The 21159-nt window shown below is 63.9% G+C and carries 14 protein-coding genes and 1 riboswitch; of the genes, 11 read left to right on the plus strand and 3 right to left on the minus strand.

Annotated features, from left to right (window positions below):
* Nucleotides 1–16: 16 nt before the first annotated feature.
* Nucleotides 17–847, minus strand: a complete 831-nt coding sequence (locus M2331_RS12920; RefSeq protein WP_181560650.1) for a hypothetical protein — start codon at nucleotides 845–847, stop codon at nucleotides 17–19.
* A 288-nt stretch (nucleotides 848–1135) separates the two neighbouring features.
* On the opposite strand from M2331_RS12920, the gene M2331_RS12925 reads away from it, so the two are divergent.
* The 7 genes from M2331_RS12925 (at nucleotide 1136) to M2331_RS12955 (ending at nucleotide 10663) form a co-directional block, all read left to right on the plus strand.
* Nucleotides 1136–1945: an IclR family transcriptional regulator gene (locus M2331_RS12925; RefSeq protein WP_181560651.1), complete on the plus strand. Its 810-nt coding sequence runs from the start codon at nucleotides 1136–1138 to the stop codon at nucleotides 1943–1945.
* 110 nt (nucleotides 1946–2055) lie between these two features.
* Nucleotides 2056–3390 (plus strand): spinster family MFS transporter, encoded by a 1335-nt coding sequence (locus M2331_RS12930; RefSeq protein ID WP_181560652.1) that lies wholly within the window; start codon nucleotides 2056–2058, stop codon nucleotides 3388–3390.
* 164 nt (nucleotides 3391–3554) lie between these two features.
* Nucleotides 3555–5942, plus strand: a complete 2388-nt coding sequence (locus tag M2331_RS12935) for a DUF1592 domain-containing protein (protein WP_181560653.1) — start codon at nucleotides 3555–3557, stop codon at nucleotides 5940–5942.
* On the plus strand, nucleotides 5942–6799 hold the full coding sequence (locus tag M2331_RS12940; RefSeq protein ID WP_181560654.1) for a VOC family protein: 858 nt from the start codon (nucleotides 5942–5944) through the stop codon (nucleotides 6797–6799). Before M2331_RS12935 ends, M2331_RS12940 begins: the two co-directional genes overlap by 1 nt.
* 52 nt (nucleotides 6800–6851) lie before the next feature.
* Nucleotides 6852–8174, plus strand: coding sequence for a DUF1552 domain-containing protein (locus tag M2331_RS12945; RefSeq protein ID WP_181560655.1), 1323 nt, complete (start codon nucleotides 6852–6854; stop codon nucleotides 8172–8174).
* Nucleotides 8174–9778 carry an ankyrin repeat domain-containing protein gene (locus M2331_RS12950; RefSeq protein WP_181560656.1) on the plus strand — a complete coding sequence of 535 codons (1605 nt, stop codon included), beginning with the start codon at nucleotides 8174–8176 and terminating at the stop codon, nucleotides 9776–9778. Before M2331_RS12945 ends, M2331_RS12950 begins: the two co-directional genes overlap by 1 nt.
* A gap of 42 nt (nucleotides 9779–9820) precedes the next feature.
* The gene (locus M2331_RS12955; RefSeq protein ID WP_181560657.1) at nucleotides 9821–10663 is read left to right on the plus strand and encodes a c-type cytochrome domain-containing protein; all 843 of its coding nucleotides are present in this window, start codon (nucleotides 9821–9823) and stop codon (nucleotides 10661–10663) included.
* Between the two features lie 207 nt (nucleotides 10664–10870).
* Here M2331_RS12955 and M2331_RS12960 read toward each other — a convergent pair whose 3' ends face one another.
* On the minus strand, nucleotides 10871–13312 hold the full coding sequence (locus M2331_RS12960; protein WP_181560658.1) for a TonB-dependent receptor: 2442 nt from the start codon (nucleotides 13310–13312) through the stop codon (nucleotides 10871–10873).
* A 307-nt stretch (nucleotides 13313–13619) separates the two neighbouring features.
* Nucleotides 13620–14600: a MarR family winged helix-turn-helix transcriptional regulator gene (locus tag M2331_RS12965; RefSeq protein ID WP_181560659.1), complete on the minus strand. Its 981-nt coding sequence runs from the start codon at nucleotides 14598–14600 to the stop codon at nucleotides 13620–13622.
* A gap of 192 nt (nucleotides 14601–14792) precedes the next feature.
* Between M2331_RS12965 and M2331_RS12970 the strand changes: the two genes are divergently transcribed.
* The 4 genes from M2331_RS12970 to M2331_RS12985 all read left to right on the plus strand — a co-directional run bounded on the left by M2331_RS12970 (nucleotide 14793) and on the right by M2331_RS12985 (nucleotide 20057).
* On the plus strand, nucleotides 14793–15695 hold the full coding sequence (locus M2331_RS12970) for a 3-keto-5-aminohexanoate cleavage protein (RefSeq protein WP_181560660.1): 903 nt from the start codon (nucleotides 14793–14795) through the stop codon (nucleotides 15693–15695).
* A gap of 133 nt (nucleotides 15696–15828) precedes the next feature.
* A complete protein-coding gene (locus tag M2331_RS12975) occupies nucleotides 15829–18018 on the plus strand; it encodes a TonB-dependent receptor (protein WP_181560661.1) in 2190 nt (729 codons plus the stop codon).
* 68 nt (nucleotides 18019–18086) lie between these two features.
* Nucleotides 18087–19256, plus strand: a complete 1170-nt coding sequence (locus M2331_RS12980) for an MFS transporter (protein WP_181560662.1) — start codon at nucleotides 18087–18089, stop codon at nucleotides 19254–19256.
* 24 nt (nucleotides 19257–19280) lie between these two features.
* Nucleotides 19281–20057 carry a helix-turn-helix transcriptional regulator gene (locus M2331_RS12985; RefSeq protein ID WP_181560663.1) on the plus strand — a complete coding sequence of 259 codons (777 nt, stop codon included), beginning with the start codon at nucleotides 19281–19283 and terminating at the stop codon, nucleotides 20055–20057.
* 802 nt (nucleotides 20058–20859) lie between these two features.
* Nucleotides 20860–20935: riboswitch (cyclic di-GMP riboswitch) on the plus strand.
* The last annotated feature ends 224 nt before the right edge of the window (nucleotides 20936–21159 follow it).

Raw genomic sequence — 21159 nt, forward strand, 5'->3', positions numbered from 1 at the left:
TAGGGATATCGGGCGCTCAGAGCGGCGAATCCGGATTGAACAAGGTCCGCCACATATGGGCGCTCGGGCTGCTGTCGAAGCCGAGGCCCTCCGCAGGCTGACGGAAATGGCGTCCGATCACATCCTCGAACGGGTCCAGAGAGACCTGCGCATTGGGATCGAAGGCGTAGAGATCGTTCACGGTCACAAGGCGCGCCGCCATGTACCAGCGGTGTTTGCGGACCATCGCGAACTCCCGCTGCACATGCGGCGGCGGGACATAATCCTCGCCGAACATCTCGCGATAGATGTCGGGATAGGTGTAGCCCGTCTCCGCGTCCGGGAAGAAGCGCAGCGCGGCATGATGCCGGATGGCGAAGGCGACCTTCTCGGAGACATAGGGCTCGAAAAGCTGCGCACTCCAGAAGCCATGATTCGCGCGCATCATTGCCATCGACAGGTCGTGGACGAGGCAGGCGAAGACGATATCCTCATCCATGTTGCGCTTGCGCGCCTGCGTGGCGCTCTGCAGGCAGTGGTTGGACGTGCTCTGAAAGCGCAGGCGAATGAAATCGGCGAGTTTGGGCTTTTCCGGCATCGGCGCCAGCACGTCGACCGTCCCCTGCTCGGCGATGAAGACATTGCCGACACCCCGCCGGTAGTGGCGCGTGGGGATCTGCGCATCGACCTGCGCGACGCTGGGGAAGGTGCGCCCCACTGGACCAAGATTATCCGCCAGCGCATGTTCCAGCGCATCGGCCTTAGCCTCCGCACTCATCGCCGCGACCGCGGCCGCACCGCCGAGCGAGGCGATGAACGCACGCCGCCCGATTGCGCCGACAATATCCTCCGCTGCTCCCGACTGCACGCGATCCCTCCCCGTCTGCCCCAAGACTTTTCAATTGACTTTGTGAACTCCATTGACGGATTTGCGAACAGATTTGTATCTGGATCATGACGTTGCACAGTGTTTTTCCGTCAATCGGAAAACTGACAGGTGCTAATTGACAGTGCTATCCGAATAGCACGCGCAATGGAGGGGAATGATGGGCGGCACGCAAAGCCGGGGCCGGATCGGCGCGGCATGGTCATGTCCATGGGGGACGCGATACGGGGCACACGCACCAACCGCGCGCGCTACTTGGATGCACGCGGAATGACCAGCCCGCGCGGCTCGGCAGAGCGAGTCATCTATCTCCTCAGGCTGGTGATCGAGGGCAGCGAGCAGTTCACGCTCGGCGAGCTTGCGGAGCGGTCGGGCCTGCCGCTCAGTTCCGTCCACCGCCTGCTGCGCCCCCTGCTCACCGAGGGCATCGTCGAGCGCGGCGATGGCCAGACCTACCGCACCGGGCGCGAACTCACGCGGCTGGCATCGCAGTTGATGGCACAATTCGATCCGGTGCGCAGCGCGCGGCCGCTGCTTGCCGGGCTGGTGCGCAAATGGTCGGAGACGGCCGTGCTGTGCCTCTATGCCCCGGTTCGGCGCCGCGCCGTGGTCGCCGCTGTGGCCAATGCCGCCTGCGACCATTGCCCGGCGCTGGAAGAAGGCATCGAGATCGAGCTACCTTGGGGATCGCTCGGCCAGGCCATTCTCGCCAGCCTGCCACCGGGCGAGAGCGAAGCCATCTTCCGGTCCATCACCCGCAGCCCCATCGCGGGCAGACCGCCGGCAAAGCGCGCGCAGTTTCTCGAGCAGATGCGGCGCATCCGCGAAGAGGGCGTCGCGCGCAATCTGGATGAGGAGCTTGGCCTCGCCGGGGTCGCGGCGCCGGTTTTCGATGGCGCGGGACGGCTGATCGGCTCGCTCGGCGTCGTCATGCCCCTGCCCCGCTTCCACGCGGCGCGCGATGCCGATCTCGTTCGTGACGTGGTGAGGGCCGCGAACAGCTTCGCAGGCCGCGCCGCCGACAGCACAGGGCGCGCCCATTCCTTCCACATTCCGGAATTGCGGCCCGATGTCCATTGAGAGGATTGACGCCATGGCGCCCCCGCTCCTGTCTAGCAGGCAAAGCTGCACAGAGTGCGCAAGGGGGAGAGGCGGGGTGACACATATTGGCGGATTACGGGGCAAGCGCCATGCGGCCGATTACTGAGCCGCTGCCCCTGGGCCGGGAGAGCGCGGCCGCCCCATCCTCTCTGCCCAAGGAACAGCGGGCGCCCTGGCCCTGGCAATCGACATGGCCATTCGCAATGCTGATGGTCGTCTCCATCTTCAACTATCTGGACCGGTCCCTGCTCGGGCTCGCCTTACCGGCGATCAAGGCGGAGATGGGCGTTTCCGACACCGCGCTCGGGCTGGTTTCGGGCGTTGCTTTCATCGTGATCTATTCGCTGATGGGCCTGCCCATCGCGTGGGCGGCCGACCGGTTCAATCGCCGTACGATCATTTCCATCGGACTCGCCTTCTGGAGCGCCGTCACGCTCGCGACTGGCTGGGTTACCAACATTTGGCAACTTGCTTTCGCACGCTTCTGCCTGGGCGCGGGAGAGGCCAGCAGCACGGCGCCGGCCAATTCCATGATCGCCGACCTATTTCACCCCACAAGGCGCCCGCTGGCCTTGGCGATCTACGGGATCGCCGCGACCATCTCGCACATCGTGCTGTTCCCGGTCGCCGGCTGGATCGCGGAAACCTATGGCTGGCGCGCCATGTTCATTGCCGCCGGCGTGCCGGGCATCGTGGCAGCGCTGGTCTTTCGGCTCACGGTCCGCGAGCCGGCCCGCACTGCTGCTCGGCCGGCGCACAACCGCTCGCCGATTGCCGCGATCAGAACCGACGTGCGCGCGCTGCTGGCCAACCGATGCTATGCCTGGATGCTGCTCGGCATGACGTTCATGGGGTCCAACATCTGGGCGACCGGCTCCTGGACGCCGACCTTCTTCCAGCGCGTCCACGGCCTGACCATGGCGGAAGCGGCGACGATCATCGGCCCCTCACGCGGTTTTCTCGGCGCGGCGGGCATTCTCCTGGGCGGCCTGCTGGTCGATCGGCTGCGCAAGAGCCAGTTGCGCTGGCGGGTCGGCATTCCGGCGCTCGCCTGCCTGGCGATCGGCCCCGCGGAACTGCTGTTTCTGCTCGGCGAGGAGACCGCGATCTGGGTGCTGGGCTTTGCCGGCGCCAGCTTCTTCACTCTGCTGCATCAGGGGCCGATCTACGCCGCCGTCGTCAATGTGGTGGCGCCCGACCAGCGCGCGCTGGCCATCGCGATGCTGCTGCTGGGCGGCGGTCTCGTCGGCAACATCATTGGCCCGACGGCGGTCGGCATTTTGAACGATGTGCTGGCCGCGGACTTCGGCCAGTCCGCCATCCGCTATTCCCTGCTGCTCATCGCGATCACGCCGCTCTGTGCCGGCGCCTGCTTCTGGCAAGCCTCGCGCCTCTACGTGCGCACCGCGAATGAGGAGGGTTAAGCAGCACCGCGCCACGAGTTGATTTCGAAAATGATTTTTGCTGCTCTATGCCGCCGCGCCATCCTTCCATATATCAGAAATCCTGCCTTCATCGCGTGACAAAAGAAAATTGATTTTGTATACCGAGAATCATGAAGGGGATTTCTGAAACGGCGCGCAAGAGAATGAGCGCGATGGCAGGAGAGGCAGCCCGGTTCGGCGGATCACGCCAGGGCGCTGCTGTGATTCTTGCGGCGGGCGCAGTCTATCTGGCCGCGCTCGGCGCTGCCTTCCCTGTGCAGGGCGACGAGCCGACTGCCGTGGCGGAGAATGCACCGCACCCGATGATCGGCAAATACTGCATGTCCTGCCATGATTCGGAGGAGCGGGTCGCCGGCCTCTCCTTCGAGGGCATGGACTTCGACCATACCGGCAAGAATGCGGCCATTTGGGAAAAAGTGGTGCGCAAGGTGAGCGCGGGCGCCATGCCGCCGCTCAACAGCCCTCGGCCCGAGGCGGGCGAACTGGCCTCCTTTCTGGGCGAACTGACCGACCGGCTCGATTCCACGCCCGCGCCACTCCCCTCGGCCAACCTGCGCCGCCTGAACAGAACCGAATATGCCAATGCCGTGCGCGATCTCATCGGGCTGGAGATCAATCCGGCGGACTTCCTGCCACCCGATGCCGCGACCGGCGGGTTCGACAATATCTCCAGCGTGTTGACCACCTCCCCGGCGCTCATCCAGGGCTATCTCAATGCCGGACTCAAGATCAGCAGCATCGCCACAGGCGCTTCAACGCTCGAACTGACGCGGACTGTTTACAACGCGCCCGGCAAACTCGTGCAGACCAAGCATCTGGAAGGGCTGCCGCTCGGCACGCGGGGCGGGATGCGGGTCAACCATTTCTTCCCGGTGGACGGCACATACGAGATCAGCGTGCGCACCAGCACGGGCGGGTTCATCGCCGGACGCCGGGCGCCGGCCCCCATGCCGGCCGTCAACCTCACCATCGATGGCCGCCGGGTCGCGCTGGGCAAGGGCGACAAGGTCCGCGTGAAGCTGGGCGCCGGGCGGCGCACGATCACGGCGGCGCTGCTCGACGAGGTCGCCGGTGCAGGCGTGAACGACATCTATGCCAATTATCTGACCAAGGGCCTCGTCCTCAACGTCGCGGTCAACGGGCCGTTCACGACACAGGGGCCGGGCCGCAGCGCGCCCCGCGCCACGGTCTTCTCCTGCCGCCCCAAGAGCTGGATGGAGGAAAAGCCCTGCGCCCGCGCGATCCTGACGCGCCTCGGCAGCCTTGCCTTCCGCCGCCCGCTCAAACCGATGGGCGGCGAGGTGGACGCGATCATGAAGATGTATGATGCGGGCCGGGCGCAAGGCACGTTCGAGGACGGTGTCCGCGCCGGCCTCTCCTACATTCTCGTCGATCCCCGCTTCATTTACCGGTTCGAGCAGCCGGTCGCGCAGGACAAGTTCGCGATCAGCGATCTCGACCTCGCCTCGCGCCTCTCCTTCTTCCTGTGGAGCAGCATCCCCGACCAGCAATTGCTCGATCTGGCGGCGCAGAACAAGCTCAGCGACCCGGCCGTGCTGGACCAGCAGGTCAACCGCATGCTCTCCGACCCCAGGGCGGAAGCGCTGGTCGACAATTTCGCGACCCAGTGGCTGCATCTGCGCGAATTGCGTTCGGTCCAGCGCGAGAGCCCGGCGTTTGACGACAATCTGCGCGTCGCCTTCGAGAATGAGACCAAGGGCCTCGTTCGCTATGTGATGCTGCAGAACCGCCCGATCCGCGATCTGCTCGATGCCGACTACACGTTCGTCAACGAGCGGCTGGCCCAGCATTATGGCATTAGCGGCGTGCGGGGCGACTATTTCCGCAAGGTCAGCCTGCCCAAGGACAGCGTGCGCCGTGGCCTGCTCGGGCAAGGTGCGATCCTCACCGTCACCTCCGTCGCTAACAGGACCTCGCCGGTCATTCGCGGTGCGTGGGTACTGGAGAACATCCTCGGCGTGAAGCCGCCGCCGCCGCCGCCCGGCGTCGAGACCAATCTCGACGCGAATGCCGAGGCGACGAGCCTGCGCCAGCGCCTTGCCGTGCATCGCGAGAACAAGGTGTGCGCCTCCTGCCATAATATGATGGACCCCATCGGCCTGGCGTTGGAGAATTACGATCTCGTCGGCCAGTGGCGCACCAAGGACGGCGCCTTCCCGGTCGATGCCTCCGGCGTGATGTCCGACGGCACCAAGATCAATGGCCCGCGCGATCTGCGCAACGCCATCCTCGCCCGCTCGGACGCCTTCACCCACACCTTCATCGAGAAGCTGATGACCTTCGCCATCGGCCGCGAACTTACCTTTGCCGACATGCCGGAAGTACGCCGGATCGCCCGGACCAGCGCCGGCAATGGCGATCGTTTCCAGACGATCCTGCGCGGCGTCGTCACCAGTCGGCAGTTCAGGATGCCGGCGGGCAGCCAGAAGGATCGGCTGCGCGTGTCGCCCAGCCAGTTGACCTGGAATACCAGCCGGCAGCCGCCCGCCATGATTGGGAGAAAGAAGTGATGAACGGCGATGATTTTTCAGGCGATGGCGCGGGCATATTCGACCGGCGCAGCGTGATCGCAGCCGGCTCGCTGCTTTCGCTGGCTCTCTCGTCGGGTGTGGCGATGGCCGCGGAAGCCCTGCGTGGTGACGAACTGCCGCTGCGCACCACGGGTCTGGAACATATCGGCATGCTGGTGCCAGACGTGACGAAGGCCGCGCAATTCTATGGCCGGCTGTTCAATCCGGCGGTCCACAAGGAGGCCGATCCGCCGCTGCGTTATTATGTCGTGCTGGGCAAGGGCTATATCGCTCTGGGATCGCGCGCCACCGCGCCCGATCCGGCGATCGACCATTATTGCGTGCTGCTCGAGAAATACGACCGCAAGGCCATGGATGCGCGCCTCGAGCGCGAAGGGCTGGCCCCTGCCATGCGCGGCATCGTCTACGATCCCGATCACATTGGCCTGCAATTGCTGGAAGAGCCGGCCGGCCTCGCCAGCACGACGGTGCCTGCCGGAAACATCGTGGAGGGCGCGCCCCTCGTCACCCCGCTCAAGATGGAAAGCATCCTGCTGCGCGTCAGCGATCTGGCTGCCACCAGCAAGTTCATGTCGCTCTTCTTCAAGGAGATGCGCGCGCCGGTGCCGGGCCAGCGCTGGTTTGCCGCGGCGAACACGCCCATCGCCATCCGCCAGACGGTCGGCCGGGAAAAGCCGGCCGTGGATGACTGGACGGTGAGTTGCCGCCGCTTCGACAGTGGCAAGGTCGCCGCCGCGCTCGCGCAGATGGGGGCAGTGATCCTGCCTTCCGCGCCCGGCACGCTGCGCCTGCTCGATCCCAATGGTTTGCCGCTCACGATGAAGATGGCCCGCTGATGCGCCGGCCTGCCCCGCCTTTTCCGCTTGGCTCTGAGGTCTGGAGACGTCGATGACCTACCTTACCCGCAAATCGCTTTCGCGCCGGACTGTGCTTCGCGGGGCCGGCGCCTGTCTTGCGCTCCCCTTCCTGGAATCGATGATACCCGCAGCATCATCCGGGCTGCCACCGGCGCGGACGCGGCTCGGCTTCTTCTATGTGCCCCATGGCGCGGTGATGGACAGGTTCCGGCCGGCGACGCTGGGCGCCGGCTTCGAGCTGTCGCCCACGCTGCGCCCGCTTGCGGCCTTTCACGACAAGATCAACGTCATCAGCGATCTGACGCTGCCGCTCGCCTACACACAGGATGCCTCGGCTGCGGCCAATCACAGCAGCTCCTCCGCCGTCTACCTCTCCGGCACGGCGATGACCAAGAATGTGAACAAGCTCGGCATGACCGCGGACCAGGTCGCCGCCAAGCATCTCGGCCAGGATACGCCGCTGCCCTCGCTCGAACTCGGTATTGAGGAGCCCTCGGCAATCTGCGGCGAAGGGTGGAGCTGCGCCTATCGCGATACGATCAGCTGGCAGGACGCCAACACACCGCTGCCGATCCAGCGCAACCCGCAACTGCTGTTCGAGCGCCTGTTCGGCGCCGGTGGCACGCCGGAGGAACGCGCCGCGATCTGGAGTGAATCGCGCAGCATGCTGGATACGGTGACCGACCAGACGCGCAAGCTCTCAGCCGATCTGCCGGCCGAGGACCGGCGGCGGCTCGACCAGTATCTGACCGACGTGCGCGAGGTCGAACGGCGACTGGAACTGACTCAGGCACAGACCAGCCACGATATCGTGGTGCCGGAAAAGCCAATCGGCATTCCCGAGGATTTCGAGACGCACATCAAGATGATGTTCGATCTGCAGGTGCTGGCGTGGCAGACGGAACTGACCCGCATTTCCACATTGATGCTGGCCGTCGAGAACAGCAACCGCATCTACCCGGGCAGCGGCGTGATGGAGAGCTTCCATCCGCTCTCGCACCACAGCAACGTGCCGGCCAACAAGGACCGGCTGGCGCAGCTCAACGCCTATCACGTCTCCATGTTCGGCTATCTGCTCGACAAGATGGCCAGCACGCCCGATGGCAATGGCTCGCTGCTCGACAACAGCATCCTGATGTGGGGCAGTGGGATGAGCGATTCCAACGTCCATAATCACGGCCCCCTGCCGATCGTCCTCGCGGGCGGCGGCTCGGGCAAGATCGCCGGCAAGCGCCACATCAGCGGCGGCGTCGGCAAGGATCGTCCGCTCTCCAACCTGCTGCTCTCCATCCTGCAAAAGGCGGGCGCACCGGTGGAAAGCTTCGGCGACAGCGACGGCACGATCGACATCTGATGCCCGCCACAAGCAAACGCATCGCGCTGGCAGGCCTGGCGCTCCTGGCGCTCGCCCTTGTCGCCTTCCTGCTGCTGCGTCCGCAGCGCCCCGTGCTGCCGCCGGCCAAGGCGCAGGAGCTGGGCGTGCAGATGGCCTCGGCGGCGCGCGACAATCAGCTAAAGCGCATGTACGAGCTGGTCGATAGCGGCGCTAATCTCGATGCCCGCTCGCCCGACGGCACGCCCGCGCTGCACTGGCTGGCGCGGCGCAACCTCGCGGACGATGTCGACCGCCTGCTTGATCTTGGCGCCAATGCGGGGCTCGCGAACGAATATGGCCTGACGCCCTTGCATGTGGCCGCCGAGTTCGGCGCGTCCGCAGTGCTGCGCCGCCTGCTCAAGGCCGGCGCGCCTGTGGATACCCTCTCCCACACCGGCCAGACCGCGCTCATGATCGCCGCGGGCGAAGGGGACGGCGCCAACGTCAAGGCGCTGCTTGCGGCCGGTGCGAACCCGAATTTCACCGACAAGGCCTATGGCCAGACCCCGCTGATGCTCGCGGTGCGCGGCGGCAGCGTGGAGGCAGTGCAGGCGCTCATCGAGGCCGGCGCCAACGTCAATGCGGCCACGAAGCTGGGCAGGAAGCCGGAGTTCCGCGCGCCGGGCGAAGGCGGCGGCTCACATGGCGACGGCATCGTGCGCGGCGGCGTGCCGCCCGAGGGCTCGCGCGCCGAGTGGCCCGGCAAGATCACCCCGCTCCACCTCGCCGCGCGCGAGGGCACGGTCGAGATGGCCAAGGCGCTGGTCGAGGCCGGCGCGAAGATCGAGCAGCCCGAGGCCAATGATGCGCGCCCGCTGCTCGTGGCGGTGCTCAATGACAATGTGCCGGTCGCCCAATATCTGCTCGACAAGGGCGCCGACCCCAACGCCGCAGACTGGTACGGCCGCACGCCGCTCTGGGCCGCTGTCGACGTCCGCAACATGGAGCTGGATACCGACACCGCCAAACAGAAGGGCGTGGATCGTCCCCGTGCGCTCAAGTTCGTCAGCGCGCTGCTCAACAAGGGCGCCAACCCCAATGCGCGGGTGATGCGCTATCCGCCGACCCGCTTCTGGCTGCTGACGGCTGGCTCCCTGTCCTGGGTCGATTTCACCGGGCAGACAGCGTTTCTGCGTGCAGCCCTTTCCGGCGATGTGGACGCCATGAAGCTGCTCGCCAGCAAGGGCGCCGACCCCAATATCACGACGAACAACGGCACCACGCCGCTCATGGCCGCCGCCGGCATCAACTGGGTGTTCTTCCAGACCTTCGACGAGGGCGAGGACAAGCTGCTCGACGCCGTGAGGCTTTGCCACGAGCGGTTCGGGCAGGATCTGAATGCGACGAATGCCATGGGGCTGGCCGCTGTTCATGGGGCTGCCAATCGCGGATCGAACAAGATCCTGGCCTATCTGGCGAGCAAGGGCGCGCGCTTCGATGTTCGGGATGCCGAGGGCCGCACGCCCTACACCTGGGCGAAGGGCGTGTTCCTGGCGACGACCGCCGCAGAACCGAAGCCGGAGTCCATGAAGCTGATCGAGCAGGTCTGCACGCGTACCGGGCAATCCTGCGGCATCAACTGACATCGTCCGGACACAGCGGACCGCATCATTCGGGGGATTTTCGTGCAGGACTTCATCTTCTTCCTCGGTCGCTTCCACGTTCTCGTGCTGCACCTGCCGATCGGCATTCTGATGCTGGCGATCGGGCTGGAGATCGCGACGCGCTGGCCGCGCTTCGCCGCCCTGCGTCCCGCGGTATCCGCGACATGGCTGATCGGCGCGCTCTGCGCCTTCCTCACGGTGACATTGGGCTATATGCACGCAAGCGAGCCCGGCTTCACCGGCGAGGCGGTCAACTGGCACCGCTGGAGCGGCGTGCTGCTGGCAGCCAGCGCGCTGCTAGTCTGGGCCTGGCAGCGCGAATTCCCGAACATCTATGACCGAGGCTGGCCGCTTGCCTGCCTTGTCACGGGCGGGCTGCTCGTGGCCACCGGCCATTTCGGCGGCAATCTGACGCACGGCCCGACCTACCTCACCGAATTCGCGCCCGGCCCACTGCGCTCCGGCCCTGGTGGCCGGCCTCCGGTGACCAATGTTGCCGATGCGGATATCTTCCTCGATGTGGTCCACCCCACCCTGCAGACGCGCTGCGCCTCCTGCCACAATGATGACAAGCGCCGCGGCGCCCTCTCCATGGCGACCTACAAGAGCCTGATGGAAGGCGGCGAGAGCGGCGCGGTGATCGATCCCGGTGAAAAGCAGCGCAGCGACCTGTATCGCCGCATCACCCTGCCCGCCGATCATAAGGACTTCATGCCCAAGAACGGCCGCACGCCGCTCACCCCGGATGAAGTTGCGGTCATCGGCTGGTGGATCGAGGCCGGCGCCCTGCCGGAAGGCACGGTGGGCAAGCTGAACGCGCCTGAGGACATCCGCGCCAAGATCGCCAAGGTGCTCGGCCTTTAACCGCAAGCGGCCAGGCGAGACCCGCCGGGCTTGTCTTCAAAATCTCACAACGATCCCGCTGGCGGATGTGGGCCCCTGCCGATCCACGCCCCGCCGCTCGTGCAATGGCCCAGCCGTTCCAAGCCCAGCCTCATAAAAAACGGGCGGATCGATTACCCGATCCGCCCGCCGCAATGTTGTTAGCGGGTGCCGGGGCACCCGCCCCCGTCAGAAGTCGTAACGGATCGACGCGCCGATCATGCGTGGCTTTCCGCGCACCACCGAGAGCATGTTGCGCGGCGGCGCGCCCACGCCGGTGGGCGTGAAGCTGTCGAAATACGCGCCGCCGAAGCGGGTGGCGCCCGTCGCATAAGTCTTGTCGAACAGATTGTTCGCGAAGACCGAGATCACCACCGGCACGTTCTTCGGCATGAAGCGAACGCGGGCGTTGACGAGGCTATAGGCCGGAAGCTGATACTTCGAATCTGGGTTGTCGAGGTTCAGCGTGGCCTGATCGTCGGTGTAGCTCCAGTTCATGTTGACCGTGAACTCGCCGAATTCGGCTGGCACATTGAGCGTTCCGCCGAGGCTCAATTGCTTGCGCGGGATATCCGGGAAGAGGAAGGGCCCGCCATTACGAACCGGATCGAGCTTGACGCCGGTCAGCGAGCCGCTGGCATCGAGCGAGAAGTTCCGCGAGAGGCGCAGGCGGCTATCCAGTTCAAGTCCGTAAACGTCGATGTCGCCGGCGTCGACAACCTGAAGGTTGAACCCCAGCGGGCAGGACGGCCCCGTCGTGCAGGTCACGCGACGCGCTGACTGCCGGTTGCCCCATTGCATGTAGAAGACGGTCGGATTGACGATGAACGCCCGGTTGAAGAGCGCCATACGCAGGCCGACTTCATAGTTACGGACGGTCTCGGGCGGCACGGTCGGCACGCCGTCGCCGCTCTGCGCCGGGCCGGGAATGTTGTCGGCGATCGAGAAGCTGTAGAGGCCCGCCTTGTACGCCTTGGAAATCGTCGCATAAGCGAGGATATCCGGCGTGATCTTGTAATCGATGGTCGCGCGATAATCGACCTGCTGCCAATGTCGCGAACTGTCCACGAAGGTCGATGTTGTGCCGGGCGCCGGCGTGAAGTCCGACGAGGCATATTCGATCGATTCGATCCGCTTGCGATCATACGCATAGCGCAGGCCGCCCGTGAAATTGAGCCGGTCGGTCATATGCCAGGTCGCACTGACGAAGGCACCGAAAGAGTTGGCCACCTGCGTCGTGTCGGCGTCCTGCCGGCGGACCAGACCGCCATCGGCATTGCCGTTAGTGCTGTTCGGATAGACGCTGGTGCCCTTGCGGGTAATGGTCAGGCCCTGCTCGTCCGACTTTTCGTAGAAATAATTGAGGCCACCGACGACATCGAGCGCGCCACCGAACGGCGCCGCGTTGAGCTGCAGTTCCTGATAGAAAACCCTCGACCCGGTATCGAGCTTGCGATTTTCCGTGCCCAACTGCTGATAATCGATCACCCCGTTGAAATCGAGCTTCGACAAGCCCGAGGTCGAGGACAGGGTCACATCATCGGACAGCTCGTAGGACATTCGCAGATCGGCCTGCCAATAGACCGACGTGTTCCGCTGCACGCACTCTTCGCCGAAGTCGGGATTGAAATCATCGAGCAGGCAGATGTCGTGCTGGCGATATTTGTCGCCGGTCACCACGCGCGGATCGTTATAAGGCGCAATCGGCGCCTGACCGACGGACTTGAAGGCATCGTTGAGCCAGTCGCCATAATTGCCCTGAATGCCGACAAAGCCCGGGGCGGGCTCGATGCCCGGTCGCAGATCGAGCTCCTCGGTGACGATCGGCGACCCGTTGGCGCGGGAATCGGTGTAGAGAAAACCCAGCGTGGCACTGAAGCGGTCATTGGGTTCGTACAACGCCTGCACGCGCCCGACATAGTCCGTGGACGCGCCGTTCTTCTCGGTACCGCGCTGCACCCATCCGCCCTGATGCAGATAGGCGCCCTGCGCGCGCACGGCCAGCGTATCGCCGATGGGAATATTGATCGCGCCGACGATATCCGCCCGGTCATAATTGCCGGCCGTCACCTGCGCATAGCCTTCCGTCTCGCCGAGGCGCGGCTGCTTGGTGAAGTAACGCACCGCACCGCCCGTGGAGTTGCGGCCGAACAGCGTGCCCTGCGGGCCGCGCAGCACCTCGATCCGGTCGATATCGATCACTTTGAGAACCGAGCCGGCGGTGCGCGGCATGTAGATGCCGTCGATATACAGGCCCACGCCGCGCTCGCCGAGTGCGCCACCGCCGCCGCCGATGCCGCGGATCGTGAAGGAGGGGGTGGATGTGCTGCCGCCGCGCTGCGGGGCGATGCTGAGATTGGGTGTCTGGTTGGCCAGATCCTCCAGATCCTCGATGCCGCGGGCTTCCACCATTTCTTCGTTCACGGCGACGATCGAGAGCGGGGTATCCTGCAGGTTCATCGCGCGCCGCTCGGCGGTGACGACGATGTCATGGATGACGGAGGTCTTGTCCTCATCGTCATTATCAACGTCTTGCGCGGAAACCGGAGAGACGCCGCCCGCCCCCATCAACGCGGCGCCAGCCAATAGCAATCCATTGCGCCGCAAGGGCGCCCGTCGAACGATCTGCATGTAACCTCCCCTAGATGGAAACCTCTGGCTTCCGGCCCCGCACCTTGTCGGTGACCGAAGCAGGGAGGGGTATTGCAGGCCAATTATCGATGCACAAGAGTTTTGTTGATTTTGATAACGAAAGGGATCATCCGTTCAGGCAGATAACTTGAAGAGGTGCCGAACAGCCAGAACAGTTCCCCGAAAACAACCGGAATTACGGCCAGAAATCCCACGTCGCACACATATGCGCGGCGCGTTTCTGCCTAAATGCCGTTGTTGATTTGAATACCGCCGAATGATCGCCGGGGACCGGTTGATCGATCGATCAGCCGCGCGCCATCGCGCGGGCATTTTCCATCAGCAAAGTGAGGACGGCGCGATAGCGGGCCTCTTCTCCGGGCTCCAGAACCCCCAGCAACCGCGCGTCGCGATCAGCCTCTGCGGTGGTCAGCAGGCGCCACAAACCCCGCCCCTCCACCGAAAGATCGAGCAGGATATCGCGGCGGCCAGGCACTCTCGTGCGGTTGACCAGCCCGATGCTCTCGATGCGCGTCAACGCGCGCACGATCTGGCTCTTGCTGGCACCCGTCGTGCGCGTCAGGCTGAGCTGGGTCATCGGCTCGTTCTTGCCGATCAGCACCAGCATATCCGCTTCGAAAGACGAAATCGCTCCGACCCGCTTGGCCAGCAGGGTGGCGGTGCGGTTGAGATAGGAGGCCAGCGTCGTCAGCGGCGGCAGAACCATCACATGGACGCGCGCATCGGCAATGCCCGGCTCGTTCCGCTCATTGGGGCGCCGCTCCGACTTGCGCTCGGCTCCCAGCTCCTGTGTCCCGCCGGACAGCTGGATTTCCGCGTCGAGCATCGCCGCCGCCTCGTCGATCATGAAGCGGGTCGCGCGGATGAAAAAGTCCCGCGTCGGCGCGTCGAGCCCGCCGCAGACCTCCACATTGCGAGCAATGGCAACCGCGAGGATCTCCTCGTAGACCGCCCGGCCCTTTTCGGTGAACTCCGCCTTGGAGCGCACGTCGGGGCGGTGGACGAGGCCCTTGGCGGTCAGGTGTGCCAGCGACCGACTGATCTGCGCGCGCTGAATGCCCGAGAGCCGCGCGATCTGCGTGAAGGTCACCTTGCCACGTCGACCGATCAAGGACAGCAACCGCCGATCGAGATTGGCCAGATCCAGCTCGGCATCGATCTGCCGCGCGCTGGACATCTGCGCGGTCGCCAGAAGACTGTTGATCAGCCTGCCAAAAGGCGTGCGCTCGGGCGCCTTGCCAGCGGATAATTCCGGTTCTCGCGACATGATGCGCGTTATGCAATGAAACGCGCCAAAGCCAACCGGAAATCGCGAGCGCGGGGAGATCAGGCGGGACACTGGGGTAGCGAACGTACTGGTTGGTCCCGGCTCATCGCCCTGATCCTGTCCTTCATCCGAAGGACAGACGGCGCGGCGGCGCTTCCATATTGCTCCAGACATCATCTGGAGAAGAGCGGAATGCTGGCTGACAACAAGGTCATAATTACAGTCGCGATCAACGGCGGAATGCAGCAGGACCGCGACGGAGCGGTGGTGCCCAAGCAGCCGGTCGAGATTGGCGAGGCGGCCGCGCGTTGCTATGAGGCAGGCGCGGCGATGGTCCATTTCCACGCACGCGGCCCCGATGGCATGAACAGCGGTGATCCCGCGATCTATGCCGAGGCAATCCGTGAAATTCGCGCCCGTTCGCCGATCCTTGTGCAGACCACTAACGGCATTGGCGTTCGCCGAGACAAGCTAACCGGGCAGTTGCACTGGCCATCGGACAAGGAGCGGCTCGGTATTCTCGCCATTGAGCCGTCGCAGGACTTGTTCGGCATTGCCGCGGGCTCGGCGGATTTCTACAATCCGGGCGGCAATTATCCGGGCGAAACGCCCTATGTGAATTCGCCCGAACTGCTCAAGAGCACGATCAAGGCGGTCTATGAACGCGGCTCGGCACTTGAATATGAAGTGGTGGAAGCCAGCGCCCTCCATCGCCTGTTGCGCTATGCCAATGAGGGCATTTTCGATCGTGATCGGGACAATATGTGGCTGCTCCATGGCGGTGGCTTCGGGGCAACGCCGGCCATCGCCCGCAATGTGATCTTCTCGATCGATGAGGGCCTGCGGCTTTTCCCCAAGGCCATCGTCGGCGTCACCGCCACCGGGCAGGACATGTTCCGCTTCGTCACCTTGGGCATCGCCATGGGGTGCGATCTCGTGCGCGTCGGCCTGGAAGACAGCCTGTACATGCCGGACGGCTCGATCGCGCGGGACAATACCGACATGGTGCGCGCCGCCGCGCAGATCGCGGCGCTCTATGGCGCAAAGCCCGCGACGGTCGAGGAAGCCCGGGCAAGGTTCGGCCTCAAATCATGAGGCCGCCTGTCCTTCGGATGAAGGACATATTTCCGCCCGCGGAGCCGCTACGTCGCAAGAATAAACAGAAACAAAGGGAGATTGTATGTCGAGCCGGCTAATCGCGCTGTTATCGGGCACAGCCCTGAGTATCATGCCCACATTCGCGCACGCGCAAACCGTCACTGCTGATCGAGCGATTGCCTCGTCCGCCCGGCAGGACGCTGCGACGGGCCTGGAGGATATCGTCGTCACGGCGCAGCGGCGGGAAGAGAATCTGCAGCGCGCGGCCGTCTCTGTCACCGTCCTTTCCGGTGAAAATCTGACGACGCGAGGCGTGACCACGGCAGCGGCGCTGACCCAGGTGGCTCCTGCGCTGCAGGTAACGGCAGGAACCGGACCCTATACCGTCCTGACGGTCCGGGGCGTCAGCAACTTTGGCGGCAATGCCTTTTCCGACCCGGCCATCGCCGTCAATTTCTCAGGCGTATATCTTGCCAGTCCCACGGCGGTGCAGGGCCTGTTCTATGATCTTGAGCGCGTCGAGGTGCTGAAAGGCCCGCAGGGCACATTATATGGCCGCAACGCGACGGGCGGCGCCATCAACATCCTGCCGCAGCACGCCCGCATCGGTGAACGTGGCGCGCAACTCAATTTTGAAGTCGGCAATTATGCGCGGGTTGCCGCGTCCGGCGCTGTCAACCTCCCGGTCGGCGAGAACAGCGCCTTCCGCGCCGCGTTCCAAATCCTGCAACGCGATGGCTTCTTCTCGGACGGGCTCGACGATGAGCGCGGTCAGGCCGTCCGTCTCTCCTACCGGCTCCAACCGAGCAGCGCCGTCACCATCGACATCGTCGGGGATTATACCCATCAGGGCGGCCGCGGGGGCGGCTCGACGGTGCGCAAGCGCTGCGGGCCGGACATCTGCTATTTCGGCGACCCACGCACCAGCCTTTCCCAGCAGGATGCGGCATTCGCCCCCCTCGCGCGGCAGACCGACAATTCGTTCATCGACAGCGACTATTATGGGCTGCTCGCCAATGTGAATGTCGAGACCGATGCCGGCACGCTGACGCTGATCCCCGCTTATCGAACATCCAGGCTGAGCTACAACAGCGCCCAGACCGGCTTCCAGATCATCGAGCAGCAGCAGCCCGAGCAGATTTCGATGGAAGCGCGGTTCGCCTCGCCATCGGGCAATCGCTTTGGCTGGCTGATCGGGGCCTACTATCTCGACACGCATGTCACCGCCCGCTCGAACACGGAAAGCGCGGCCGCCCTCACCTACAGCGATCAGATCATCGACACATCGGGCAAGACCGCTGCCGGCTTCGGCCAATTGACCTTTGCGATCGTGCCCGCATTCCGCGTGACCGGGGGCTTGCGCTACACCTGGGAACGCAAGACCAGCGACAGCGAGCGATACACCATCCGCAATGCCCCCGGACCAGACCCGGTCATTCCGCTCGTCCCGGTCGGCGCGCCGGCATTTGTCGTCGACCGATCGCTGACGTTCGAAGCCGTCACCTGGCGCGCCGGCCTCGAGTTTGACGCGGGACCGCGCTCGCTGGTCTACGCCAACGTCGGCACCGGTTTCAAAGCGGGCGGCTTCTTCCTCGGTCCACCGGGCGCCAACAGCTTCGAGCCGGAAAAGGTGACCGCCTATACCATCGGCACGAAGAACCGCTTCCTCGACAACCGCCTGCAACTCAACGTGGAGGCGTTCCTGCTGGATTATAAGGATCAGCAGCTCGGCTATGTGAAGCTCATTCCCCCGGCCGTGGTTCTGGTGACGGAGAATATCGGCCAGGTTCGCACCAAGGGCGTGGAGGCCGAAGCAGAACTGCTGGTCACTCCGTCCACCCGGATCGGGCTGCAGGCCCAATGGCTGGATGCCCGGGTGAAACAGCTCGTCTATAATTCGGTTTCGACCCCCGGCCCGACCTCACAATGCCGCACCTCCGGCACGACGGTCGATTGCAGCGGGCTTCGCGCGCTCAAGTCGCCTGAGTGGGTGGTCGCCGCCTCGCTGGAACAGAGCTTTACGGTCGGATCGGGCGACCGCATCATCGCGAACATCTTCAGCCGCTATGAAGGGCCGCGCGAGCTGGATCTGGCCTACACGCCGGAAACGCGCGTTGGCGGATCGACCCGGACGGATGCAGTTCTGACCTATGCGTTCGAGGGCAAGGGCCTGAGCATCAGCGCATTCGTCAACAACATCGAGGATGACGTCGTCGTCAACAATGTGGCGCCAAACCCGGCCTATTCGACCATTGGTGTGGTCGCGACGTCGCTGCGCCCGCCACGGACCTACGGCGTGCGACTGTCGGGAACCTTTTGATTTCACCCGCATCACTCCAACGGCCAAATGCGAAAGCCTCGACGCTTCTGATCGTGTCGATCTGTGCGATGGTCTATTTTCTGGACGGGCTGGTCCACACGATCATGGGGCCGCTCGCTCCCGAATTCGCGCCGATGCTCGGCCTTGGTGATGCCGATCTCGGTCCGATCTTTTCGGCCAACCTGATCGGCCAGTGCATCGGCCTGATTGCGTTTCCTCCGCTGGCCGCGAGATTTGGCGACCGGTGGACGGTGGGGCTGACCCTCGCCGGCTTTGGCGCCGCTCAGGCCTTGACGGGTCTGGCGAACAGTGGCGAGCAGTTGTTCTGGATGCGGCTGATAACCGGCGTCCTGTTGGGTGGCTGTCTGCCGAGTTGCCTTGCAATCGTCACCGCAGCCGCCCCCGTTCAACGCCGCGGCCTGGCGATCACCTTCCTGTTCACCGGCTACGGCCTCGGCGCCACCATCGCGGGCATCGTCGCCATCGCCTTTACCGGACTAGGCGGCTGGCGCGTAGCGATGGGCGCGGTGGGACTGCTCTGCCTCGCGACATCCGTCATCACCATCATGGTTCTGCGGGATGCCGAGGACACAGCATCGCAAAGCCACGCGCCCCAACCCAGGGCCAACCCCTTGAACCTTCTGGCGCCCGACTATCGGCTGGGCACGCTGATGCTGTGGCTCGTCTTTATTGCCATGCTGACCATCAGCTACTGCCTCAGCTCGTGGCTGCCGGTTCTGCTCGTCCGGCTCGGCTATGCGCCGGCCTTCGCAGCCATGGCGCTCTCCATCTTTTCCTTCGGCGGCATCGCTGCGGCGCTATGCATGGGGCTTTTGATCGACCGTTACGGCGCCTGTCGCGTTCTCGTCTCGTCCCTGCTCATCGCCGCAGCGTTCTTCTTCGTGGCCGGCCAGATTGTGGGCGCGTCCTCGGCCTTGGTCCTTCAACTCGTTCTGGCAGCCTGCGGCTTCTTTGCCCTCGGCGCTTATGGCGGCGTAAATGTCATCCTCGCCAGCTTCTACCCACCGCACCTGCGATCGACTGGCATCGGATGGGCCAAGAGCGTCGGCCGCATCGGGACGGTCGCGGCGCCGGTGCTGATTGGCGCGCAGCTTGAGGCGGGCATTGCGGAGACCACCATTCTGGCCTCCTTTGCGGTGCCGGCTATCGCGGCAGCGATTGCGTTGACGGCCATGAAGGTGTTCAAGAGGCGTGGAGTCGCGACTGAGGGGCTATAATCCCAGAGGCGGCAGGAGAGCTGAATGTCCTACATCCGCAAGATCGAGGAATGGCGCGCCCCCGTCTCCATGGGTGCCATCTATGAACGCTTGCTGGAAACCGCCGGGACCGACCAGTTCGGCACCGCCGTCCATGATTCGGTGATGACGGTCACCGGTGGGGCGCGCAGAATTTACCTGTTCGAGGCGACGGGCAGAGAAACCAGCGAACTGCAATATTTCTTCGGCGAACCACGCGTGGAAGCAATGCTGCCAGCCTACAGCCAGCATTATCACAATATCGACCCGGTGTGCGACGCCTATAGCGCAGCGCCGTGCGTGAGCGACCTTGCCATCCAGCGCATCCGGCCGCCGGACATCAGCTCCGATGAGTTTCGCAGGCGCTTCTTCGATCAGGCCGGTATCGTTGAGCGCGTCTCGATCATCCAGCGCGGACCACAGGCCTGGCGCGTCATCAATGTCGCGCGCCATCGCTCCACCGGCCTGTTTACGGACGGCGAGCTGGACGCTTTGGTCGGCCTGGCTCGGCTGGCGCTGCCGATGCTGCCCCTCAACCGCCGGCGCGCCCTTTCCTGCTTCTCCTCCGCCCAGCACATCGAAAGCCGACTGCGGCACTTGTTCCCAAATCTGACCCGGCGCGAGCGGCAAGTCTGCGCCCGGGCGACCGCCGGCATGTCGGTCGAGGCAACAGCGCTGGATCTGGGTATCGCGAAAACGAGCGTCATGACCTATCGAAAGCGCGCCTATCAGCGACTGGGGATCAGCAGCGTGCCGGAATTGTGTGCGCTGGCAGCGCACTGATCTGGTGAGGAAAGGCGCTGCGAAAGGCTGGCGGAGAATTACGCGGACGTCTGTTATCGCGCTAATACTAAACCTTCCGGGAGCATATATAAGCCTCAAAGATGAATGACGAAGCCGGCGTCGGCTATTTAATGATAATATATCAAATACCTACATTATATCTAATGATGGCAATCATGCCCCCACACTTGCAATTATATTGCCCATGCGAGACGCCAGCCCTGGCGCCCGAACATTCGGTACGTCTCGCTTCCCACTACTGGGTTCAAGTGGCGGATGCCCCCCGCAGCTTCGATGCTGAAAATTATAAGTTAGCCAACTTCAAGTTGTGCGACCTGCGCCGCTCTGTCGCCTTTCAGTGCCCTCGCAATTACCGTCCTGATCACCAACTCGATCGCCGATAAAGTGGCGCCGCTCACCGTAAGTGGCTTTGACCAAGCATCTGCGACGACGGCCGTCTTTTGGCCCAGGCCAACGAGAAATTGGGACGCCCATCTTGCTCTGGCGACAGCGGGTGAACAAGCCACCCGCCGTTTAGGGGCCGTTCTTTAAAAATGGGGCACGCGGCCGCACGGCCATTTCAGCCCGAAGATTGCGCTGATGGAACGACCATCCTTTTTTGTCGCGTTCAAAATGTCAATGCCACGTTAGCGCGAGCGGCCGTTTCCTTAACAATCAACGCGGTACCGCAGCGCATTAACCATCTCTTTTTCCTACGAGATGATTTTATTGCTGTTAATTTTCGTAAATTGCATCTAAGGGCCGGTTAATGCGAGTCTTCTTGAAAGAAAATCAGCATTAAACCCGACAATGGCAAACCATCGGCGACGATGGGACGCAAAGCTTCCGGTCTCGAAAGAGATAGCGGGGATGCCGAAGGAACAAAAAGTGCCCGACATATCTTGTCGTGTAGTTGCGCCATCTCTCTCTAGACTTCAGCGCCCTGCTCTACAAAAATATGAGTTCAGCCTTTCCTGCATATTTTCGTGCAGCGGGCAGCGCGATACTATATACGCCGTGCCTTCTAAGGTAGGCGTGACAAGCGCCAATGCCTCAGCCACATATCTCGGCCACAGTCCGCTCGCCCACCGCGCCCTGCATC

Source organism: Sphingobium sp. B10D7B, assembly GCF_025961955.1.
Lineage (GTDB): Bacteria > Pseudomonadota > Alphaproteobacteria > Sphingomonadales > Sphingomonadaceae > Sphingobium.

Coding starts and splice junctions, on each gene's coding strand:
- M2331_RS12980 (WP_181560662.1), top strand. CDS start 18,087: ATGGTCTATTTTCTGGACGGGCTGGTCCACACGATCATGGGGCCGCTC.
- M2331_RS12970 (WP_181560660.1), top strand. CDS start 14,793: ATGCTGGCTGACAACAAGGTCATAATTACAGTCGCGATCAACGGCGGA.
- M2331_RS12925 (WP_181560651.1), top strand. CDS start 1,136: ATGACCAGCCCGCGCGGCTCGGCAGAGCGAGTCATCTATCTCCTCAGG.
- M2331_RS12940 (WP_181560654.1), top strand. CDS start 5,942: ATGAACGGCGATGATTTTTCAGGCGATGGCGCGGGCATATTCGACCGG.
- M2331_RS12935 (WP_181560653.1), top strand. CDS start 3,555: ATGAGCGCGATGGCAGGAGAGGCAGCCCGGTTCGGCGGATCACGCCAG.
- M2331_RS12950 (WP_181560656.1), top strand. CDS start 8,174: ATGCCCGCCACAAGCAAACGCATCGCGCTGGCAGGCCTGGCGCTCCTG.
- M2331_RS12960 (WP_181560658.1), bottom strand. CDS start 13,312: ATGCAGATCGTTCGACGGGCGCCCTTGCGGCGCAATGGATTGCTATTG.
- M2331_RS12945 (WP_181560655.1), top strand. CDS start 6,852: ATGACCTACCTTACCCGCAAATCGCTTTCGCGCCGGACTGTGCTTCGC.
- M2331_RS12985 (WP_181560663.1), top strand. CDS start 19,281: ATGTCCTACATCCGCAAGATCGAGGAATGGCGCGCCCCCGTCTCCATG.
- M2331_RS12975 (WP_181560661.1), top strand. CDS start 15,829: ATGCCCACATTCGCGCACGCGCAAACCGTCACTGCTGATCGAGCGATT.
- M2331_RS12930 (WP_181560652.1), top strand. CDS start 2,056: ATGCGGCCGATTACTGAGCCGCTGCCCCTGGGCCGGGAGAGCGCGGCC.
- M2331_RS12965 (WP_181560659.1), bottom strand. CDS start 14,600: ATGTCGCGAGAACCGGAATTATCCGCTGGCAAGGCGCCCGAGCGCACG.